Source organism: Micromonospora sp. S-DT3-3-22, assembly GCF_015354745.1.
Taxonomy (GTDB): Bacteria; Actinomycetota; Actinomycetes; order Mycobacteriales; family Micromonosporaceae; genus Micromonospora; species Micromonospora wenchangensis.
In genome coordinates, this window is sequence record NZ_JACGMO010000102.1 from 20,507 (window position 1) to 28,560 (window position 8,054).

The window sequence follows — 8,054 nt, forward strand, 5'->3', positions numbered from 1 at the left end:
ACTGATCTGGCCGCCATCTGTTGCATGATGGCGGGCATGACGGAGACCCCGCACCCGCTGTACGACAGGCACGCCGACACCCTCCACCGGGCGCTGACCGCGATCACCGAGCGGGGGTACTGGTCCGCGTATCCCGAATCGCCCAGCCCCCGGGTGTACGGCGAGACCGCCGCCGCCGACGGCAAGGCCGCCTTCGAGGCGTACCTCGGTGGTGACTTCCCGCTCGACCAGCCCGGCGCGGGCGACCGGGTCGCCACCGAGACGAGCCCGTTCGGGGTGGCCCTGGACGTGCGCTACCCGCACCCGGGCGCGGACGAGGTGGTCGCCGCCGCCTCCGCCGCCCTGCCGGCCTGGCGCGACGCCGGCCCGCAGACCCGGGCGGGGGTGTGCCTGGAGATCCTGGCCCGGCTGCACAAGCACATCTTCGAGCTGGCCAACGCGGTGCAGTTCACCAGCGGGCAGGCGTTCGTGATGGCGTTCCAGGCCGGTGGCGCGCACGCGCTGGACCGGGCCCTGGAGGCGGTCGCCTACGCGTACGCGGAGATGACCCGCCACCCCGGGACCGCCGGCTGGGAGAAGGCCGCCGGCAAGGGCGACCCGCTGCGGATGACCAAGACGTTCCACGTGGTGCCGCGCGGGGTGGCCCTGGTCATCGGCTGCAACACCTTCCCGACCTGGAACTCGTACCCCGGACTGTTCGCCTCGCTGGTCACCGGCAACCCGGTGGTGGTCAAGCCGCACCCCCGCGCGGTGCTGCCGCTGGCGATCACCGTGAAGTACGCCCGGGAGGTGCTCGCCGAGGCCGGCTTCGCCCCCGACCTGGTGCTGCTCGCCCCCGAGGCCCCCGGCGAGAAGCTGGCCTCGACCCTGGCCCTGCACCCCGCCGTGAAGATCGTCGACTTCACCGGCTCCACCGGGTACGGCGACTGGTTGGAGGCCAACGCCCGGCAGGCCACGGTCTACACCGAGAAGGCCGGCCTGAACACCGTCGTGATCGACTCCACCGACGACTTCGCCGGGATGTGCCGCAACCTCGGCTTCACGCTGACCCTCTACAGCGGGCAGATGTGCACCACCTCGCAGAACATCCTGATCCCCGCCGCCGGCATCGACACCGACCAGGGGCACAAGAGCTTCGACGAGGTGGCCGCCGGCATCGCCGCCGCCGTCGGCAAGCTCACCGCCGACCCGGCCCGGGGCGTCGAGTTGACCGGGGCGATCGTCAACGACGGGGTGCTGGAACGCCTCGACGAGGTCACCAAGGTCGGTGAGGCGGTGCTGGAGTCGCGTACCGTCACGCACCCGGCGCTGCCCGACGCGGTGGTCCGGACGCCGACCATCGTCAAGCTCGCCGCCACCGACACCGAGGTCTACGGCCGGGAGTGGTTCGGGCCGATCTCGTTCGTCATCGCCACCGACTCGACCGCGCACGGCCTGGAGATCCTCCGGTCCACCGTGGGGGAGTGCGGCGCGCTGACCGCCGCCGTCTACTCCACCGACGAGGCGGTGCTGGACGCCGCCGAGGCCGCCGCGATCGACGCCGGGGTGCACCTGTCGGCCAACCTGACCGGCGGGGTCTTCGTGAACCAGTCCGCCGCCTTCTCGGACTTCCACGGCAGCGGCGCGAACCCGGCCGCCAACGCCGCCCTGACCGACGGCGCCTACGTGGCCAACCGCTTCCGCATCGTCCAGTCCCGCCGCCCCGCCTAACCCCTCCCCGCCCCCGGCTCTCGCCCCCCGCCCTCCCCCCGCCCGTCTCTCGCCCCGGTGATCAAGAGGTTTGCGTCAGATCCGGACCCCCGGGGTGACCTGAACCTCTTGATCACCGGGGCTGGGCGGGCGGCGGGGCGGCGGGGCGGGCACCGGGTGGGCGGCGGGGTGTGGGCGGGGAGGGGCGGTGGGAGGAGGGGGTCAGGCGGGGCGGCGCATCTGGAGTTCGTTGAGGGCGGGGATCTTGGGGTGCGGGACGCGTACCCCGGTGTCGGTGAAGCCCAGTCGGTGGTAGGCCCGGCAGGCCCGGTCGTTGCCGACCACCACCTCCAGCATGAGCTGCGGCCGGCCGCAGGCGCGCGACCAGGCGGCGACCGCGTCGATCAGCGCGCCGAGCAGGCCGCTGCCCCGCCACGAGGGGGTCACGTAGACCGCGTAGACCACGGTCAGGTCCGGCTCGTCGGGGGAGACGGTGCCGCCCGCGTGCCCGACCAGCCGGCCGCCGGGGTCGGCCACGAACTGGGCGGTGTGGCAGCCCTGGGACACGTACGCGATCCGGGCCGCGTAGTCGGCGTGCGGCCGGGCGGCGGCCTCGGCGACGGTCTCCAGGAAGGCCAGCGGCGCGTCCGCGAGCATCTCCAGCCGCAGCGCCCGCATCCGGGCCGCGTCCTGCGGACGCACCCGGTGCACGGGGGCCGTGCGGGTCGCCGGTGGGGCCGGGGCAGAGGTCATGGGGGCATGCATACCGCAGCGACGTTCACCGATGGGTGACCGGGTCGATACCCGTCTGATTTGACCCTATTTGTGGTCGTGCGCTGTCGTCACTCCTCGTGTAGCGTGCGATTTCGGTCACCGATTCAGCGGCCCTCACCGACCGCCGGAACGGTGGCTCTCCGCTGTCGGCCCGCCGGCAATCCGGAGTTGGGGAACGCCGCGCAGAGTGAGGAAGTGCACCGTGGCACAGGGCACCGTCAAGTGGTTCAACTCCGAAAAGGGCTACGGCTTCATCGCCGTCGATGGCGGGCAGGACGTCTTCGTCCACTTCTCCGCCATCGAAATGGACGGCTACAAGGCGCTCGACGACGGTCAGCGGGTGGAGTTCGAGATCGCCCAGGGCCAGAAGGGCCCGCAGGCCGAACGGGTCCGCGTCATCGCCTGACCTCCTCGCCGGTCCCGTCCCGTCCCCGGTGACGGGGCGCGCCGGGTCCCCACCCCGGGCCGCCCCGGTGGCCGGGGCGGGTTCCCACCCGTCGGGTGCGTCCGCGTGACGGCTGGCGGCGGAGACCGGTGCCGGGAAAGATCGTGAACCGTCCAGGCGTCCCCGCTGAGGAGGGTTCATGTCCGACCAGTCGCCTTCGGGTCCGCCCGACCCCACTGCCGGGTCCCCGGGCGGCCCGTGGGGGCAACCGCCCTGGGGCACGCCGTCCGGCCAGCAGCCGTGGGGCACGCCCTCCGGGCAACCCGGCTGGGGCACGCCGGCCGGGCAACCCGGCTGGGGTCAGCCCGGGGCCTGGCCGCCGGGCTGGGGCCACCCGACCGCCGGCAGCCTCCCGCCCGGGGTCGGCCCGTACGCCGGCCCGTGGGGTCCCGAGGACCCGCTGGTCAACCCCCCGTACGCCGGCCTGGAGGGGTGGTTCGGCCGGTGCACCGGCGCGGTACGGCGTAGCTGGCGGCCCCTGCTGCCGTTGCTGCTGCTCACCCAGGTCGTGCCGGCGGTGGCGGTGTCCCTGCTCTCGCTCGGCATGGGGCCCGACGCCACCGTGCTGCCCGCCGACGGATCGCTGCCCGAGGGCTACCTCAGCGACCTGGTGATCTACGGCGTCTCGGTGTTCCTGGTCGCGCTGGCGTTCGGGGTGGTGCAGGGCATCGGCTGGGCCGGTGGGACCTGGGTGGTCACCCGGCAGGCCGCCGGCCAACCGGCCGACCTGCCCGGCGCGCTGCGCTACGGCGCGCGCCGCTGCCTCGGCCTGTGGGGCTGGATGCTGGTGCTGGGCGTGCTCGTCGGCGTCGGGTTCTGCCTCTGCCTGCTGCCCGGCATCTACCTGGCCTTCGCCCTCGCCCTGGCCGGCCCGGTCTACCTGTTCGAGGGGCAGAACCCGATCGGCCGCTCGTTCCGGATGTTCCACGACCGGCTGGGCATGGTGCTCGGCCGGGTGGCGCTGGTCGCCCTGGCGGTGCTCCTCGGCAGCGTGCTCGGCGGGGTGGTGGAGTCGGTCGGCACCCTGCCGTTCGGCACCGACCCGTTCACCGCGCCGGGCACCGCCGTGGGCGCGGTGGCGGTGATCCTGGTCAGCGCGGTGCTCGTGCTCCCCGCCTACCTCATGCAGTTGGTCGGACTCGTCGTGACGTACGCCGAGCAGCGGGCGCAGGAGGGGCCGGTGAACGTCACACGACTGATGGCGGAACTCGGCTGACCGGCCCCATCGTGCTTGCACTCGGCAGGGGAGAGTGCTAAACAAGTCATTGGCACTCGCATACGATGAGTGCCAATGGTCGGGGCGGTAGGGCCACGGTCACACCGGCGTCTCGATGGCGTCGGGGTGGCACATGGCCGGTCGTCGCGGGCTGTCCGGCCCGACCGAGGAGGACGTCGTCGTCGCCAGGTGGCGACGTCCCCAAGGTGCGTACACCAGGCGGCCCGTCCGGGGCACAACACCCGGGTGGCCCGTGAGTGTCCAGGAGGACAACGCCGTATGGCCAAGATGATCGCGTTCGACGAAGAGGCTCGCCGCGGCCTCGAGCGGGGCATGAACCAGCTCGCCGACGCCGTGAAGGTGACCCTCGGCCCCAAGGGCCGCAACGTGGTGCTCGAGAAGAAGTGGGGTGCCCCCACCATCACCAACGATGGTGTGAGCATCGCCAAGGAGATCGAGCTCGAGGACCCGTACGAGAAGATCGGCGCCGAGCTGGTCAAGGAGGTCGCCAAGAAGACCGACGACGTCGCCGGTGACGGCACGACGACGGCGACCGTCCTGGCCCAGGCCCTGGTGCGCGAGGGTCTGCGCAACGTGGCCGCCGGTGCCAACCCGATGGCCCTGAAGCGGGGCATCGAGGCCGCCGTGGCCAGCGTCTCGGAGGAGCTGTCCAAGCTCGCCAAGGACGTCGAGACCAAGGAGCAGATCGCCTCCACCGCCTCCATCTCCGCCGGTGACAGCACCGTCGGCGAGATCATCGCCGAGGCGATGGACAAGGTCGGCAAGGAAGGCGTCATCACCGTCGAGGAGAGCAACACCTTCGGGCTGGAGCTGGAGCTCACCGAGGGTATGCGCTTCGACAAGGGCTACATCTCCGCGTACTTCATGACCGACCCGGAGCGTATGGAGGCCGTCTTCGACGACCCGTACCTCCTGATCGTCAACAGCAAGATCTCCTCGGTGAAGGACCTGCTCCCGATCCTGGAGAAGGTCATGCAGTCGGGCAAGCCGCTGCTGATCATCGCCGAGGACATCGAGGGCGAGGCCCTGGCGACCCTGGTCGTCAACAAGGTCCGGGGCACCTTCAAGTCGGTCGCCGTCAAGGCGCCGGGCTTCGGTGACCGCCGCAAGGCCATGCTCGCCGACATCGCCATCCTCACCGGTGGTCAGGTCATCAGCGAGGAGGTCGGCCTCAAGCTCGACGCCGTCGGCCTCGACATGCTGGGCCGCGCCCGCAAGGTCGTGGTGACCAAGGACGAGACCACCATCGTCGACGGTGCCGGCGACGCCGACCAGATCCAGGGCCGGGTCAACCAGATCCGGGCCGAGATCGACAAGAGCGACTCCGACTACGACCGCGAGAAGCTGCAGGAGCGGCTGGCCAAGCTGGCCGGTGGCGTCGCGGTGATCAAGGTCGGCGCGGCCACCGAGGTCGAGCTGAAGGAGCGCAAGCACCGCATCGAGGACGCCGTCCGCAACGCGAAGGCCGCCGTCGAGGAGGGCATCGTCCCGGGTGGTGGCGTCGCGCTGGTGCAGGCCGGCAAGACCGCCTTCGACAAGCTGGACCTCACCGGCGACGAGGCGACCGGCGCGCAGATCGTCAAGATCGCGCTGGACGCCCCGCTGCGGCAGATCGCCGTCAACGCCGGCCTGGAGGGTGGCGTGGTCGTCGAGCGCGTCCGCAACCTGGACGCCGGGCACGGCCTCAACGCCGCCAGCGGTGAGTACGTCGACCTGCTGGCCGCGGGCATCATCGACCCGGCCAAGGTGACCCGGTCGGCGCTGCAGAACGCCTCGTCGATCGCGGCGCTCTTCCTCACCACCGAGGCCGTCGTGGCGGACAAGCCGGAGAAGACCCCGGCCGCCCCGGCTGGCCCGGGTGGCGGGGACATGGACTTCTGAGTCCAGCTCCAACGCCGAACGGGGCGGGCCGCGCGAGCGGTCCGCCCCGTTCCGTGTCCGTAGCCCGTACCCAGCCGGGACCGGCCGGCCCATCCCGGCGGCAGGGGCCGGTCAGCGGCGGGCGGCCCGCACCGCCGCGTACGCGTCGACCAGCCCGGCCCCGCTCGACGCCGTCACCGGGCCGCAACTGAGGTCGGCGGGGCCGGCCGGTTGCGCGGTGTCCCGCAGGATGCTCCGGGTCCGCGCCAGGTCGCCGACCAGCGCCGGATTCGCCGACCACATCAGCGCCACCACGCCCGCCACCTGCGGGGTGGCCATCGAGGTGCCGTCCAGCGTGGCGTAACCGCCGCCGGGCATCGCGGACCTGATCCCCTCCCCCGGGGCGACCAGATCCGGCTTGACCACCCCGCCCGCGACGGGACCCCGGCTGGAGAACTCGGCGACCACCCGGTCCCGGTTCACCGCCCCGACCGTGAGCACGTCCGCGTACGGGGCCGGCGGGTCGACGATCGACCCGCAGTCCGGGCCGGTGTTCCCGGCGGCGGCCACCACCAGGATGCCCGCCGCCTCCAGGGCGGCGGTCGCCGGACGCAACGCCCCCGGATCACAGCCCTCCACCGGTGGGCACCCCCACGAGTTGGTCAGCACGTCCGGGGCCCGCGCCGGGCGTCCGTCGGTGAACGGGTCACCGCCGGCCGGGAACGGGGCCAGCATGAACTGGAGACAGTCCAGGTAGTGCGCCGGACTGCCCAGGTTGCGATCGAGGTTGACGCAGCCCACCCACTGCGCGCCGGGAGCCACCCCGATGCCGTCCCGCCCCACGGCGCTACCCGCGGTGTGGGTGCCGTGGCCGCCGGAGTCGGCGGGGGATCGGGTGTGGTTCCACGGGTCGTACCAGGAGTCGTCGCCGCCCCGGAAGCCGGCGGCCAGCGCCGGGTGGGTGCCGTCGACCCCGGAGTCCGAGCTGCCGACCACCACCCCGGAGCCGGTGACGGACAGCTCCGACCAGACCCGGTCCGCCCCGATCATCCGCAGGTTCCACTCCGGCCCGGTCGGTGCGGGCTGGTCGCCCCGGCTGACCGGGGCCGGTGCGGGCAACGGGCGGAGCCGCTGGCTGACCAGCACCCGGGCCACCTCGGGGCGGCCGGAGAGCCAGGCCCGCACCGCCGGCCCGCCGTCGGTCTCGATCGCGTTGACCAGGTAGTACGGCGTCGGGTCAAGGCCCAGCCGGCTCAGGTCCCGGCGCAGCCCGCCCTGGGTGCGTTCGGCAGTGGCGACGAGCCTGCGGTAGACCTCGGCGGTCCGCGCGTCCCGGCCGGCCCGACCGGGCGTACCGGCGGGGATGCCGGACAGGTCGGCCTGCTCGCGGAGCACCACCAGCAGCCGCTCGCCGTACAGGCCGGGCTGGCCGGCGGCCACGTCGACCACCCCGACGGTGAGCAGCAGGACGGCCGCGCCCGACGCGGCGACCAGCCGGCGCGGCGCGTGCCCGCGTGGCCGGGCGAGCAGCACCCCGTACCCGACGGCCAGCAGGACCGCGACGGCGAACCCGACGCCCGAGGCGACCGCGACCCAGTACGGGACGTCGCGGGTGGTGGCCAGCAGGATCGAGATCTCCTCCGGATCGGTGAGCGCCAGCGGGCCGAACACCGCGAGGCCGACCAGCCAGCGCACCGGCGCGGCACCGGCAGGCCGGCCGGCCCGCCGGGCCGCCACCTGGCACGCGCCCAGCGCGAAGCCGACAGGCGGGACGAAGAGCAGCGCGGGAAGCTGGACGCCCGAGTGGCCGACGCCCGCCGCGACCAGCAGCAGGACCACCCCGGCGACCAGACCGCCGACCAGCACGGTGCGGGCCGACCGGGGTGGCCCGTCACCGGTGAAGGGCGCCCAGAACCGGTCGTCGAGCAGCGCCCCGGCCAGCAGGCCGACCGCCGCCGCGGCGAACGCGGCGAGCACCGTCTCCAGCAGCCCGCCCAGCGCGCCGAACCGGACCCACGGCAGCAGCAGCGCCAGGCCGAGATCGGAAGA

6 protein-coding genes are annotated in these 8,054 nt (G+C 73.3%); 4 read left to right on the forward strand and 2 right to left on the reverse strand.

Features of this window, described 5'->3' with window-relative positions; all coding sequences use genetic code 11:
* Window positions 1-36 precede the first annotated feature (36 nt).
* The gene (gene paaN, locus H1A17_RS25085) at window positions 37-1,710 is read left to right on the forward strand and encodes a phenylacetic acid degradation protein PaaN (protein ID WP_194823038.1); all 1,674 of its coding nucleotides are present in this window, start codon (window positions 37-39) and stop codon (window positions 1,708-1,710) included.
* A 201-nt stretch (window positions 1,711-1,911) separates the two neighbouring features.
* Here paaN and H1A17_RS25090 read toward each other — a convergent pair whose 3' ends face one another.
* Complete coding sequence (locus H1A17_RS25090) at window positions 1,912-2,442, reverse strand: GNAT family N-acetyltransferase (protein ID WP_145922005.1); 531 nt, start codon at window positions 2,440-2,442, stop codon at window positions 1,912-1,914.
* A gap of 223 nt (window positions 2,443-2,665) precedes the next feature.
* Here H1A17_RS25090 and H1A17_RS25095 point away from each other — a divergent pair, with 223 nt between their 5' ends.
* The 3 genes from H1A17_RS25095 to groL all read left to right on the forward strand — a co-directional run bounded on the left by H1A17_RS25095 (window position 2,666) and on the right by groL (window position 6,026).
* Window positions 2,666-2,869, forward strand: a complete 204-nt coding sequence (locus tag H1A17_RS25095; protein WP_067305333.1) for a cold-shock protein — start codon at window positions 2,666-2,668, stop codon at window positions 2,867-2,869.
* A gap of 178 nt (window positions 2,870-3,047) precedes the next feature.
* The gene (locus H1A17_RS25100) at window positions 3,048-4,124 is read left to right on the forward strand and encodes a hypothetical protein (protein WP_194823039.1); all 1,077 of its coding nucleotides are present in this window, start codon (window positions 3,048-3,050) and stop codon (window positions 4,122-4,124) included.
* A gap of 279 nt (window positions 4,125-4,403) precedes the next feature.
* A complete protein-coding gene (gene groL / locus H1A17_RS25105; RefSeq protein ID WP_088643186.1) occupies window positions 4,404-6,026 on the forward strand; it encodes a chaperonin GroEL in 1,623 nt (540 codons plus the stop codon).
* Window positions 6,027-6,137: 111 nt separating this feature from the next.
* Here groL and H1A17_RS25110 read toward each other — a convergent pair.
* A partial coding sequence (locus tag H1A17_RS25110) for a S8 family serine peptidase (protein ID WP_194823040.1) occupies window positions 6,138-8,054 on the reverse strand: 1,917 nt, incomplete at its 5' end.

Excerpts from the sequence above, each read along its gene's own strand:
- paaN (WP_194823038.1), top strand. The coding sequence starts at position 37 with ATGACGGAGACCCCGCACCCGCTGTACGACAGGCACGCCGACACCCTC.
- H1A17_RS25090 (WP_145922005.1), bottom strand. The coding sequence starts at position 2,442 with ATGACCTCTGCCCCGGCCCCACCGGCGACCCGCACGGCCCCCGTGCAC.
- H1A17_RS25100 (WP_194823039.1), top strand. The coding sequence starts at position 3,048 with ATGTCCGACCAGTCGCCTTCGGGTCCGCCCGACCCCACTGCCGGGTCC.
- groL (WP_088643186.1), top strand. The coding sequence starts at position 4,404 with ATGGCCAAGATGATCGCGTTCGACGAAGAGGCTCGCCGCGGCCTCGAG.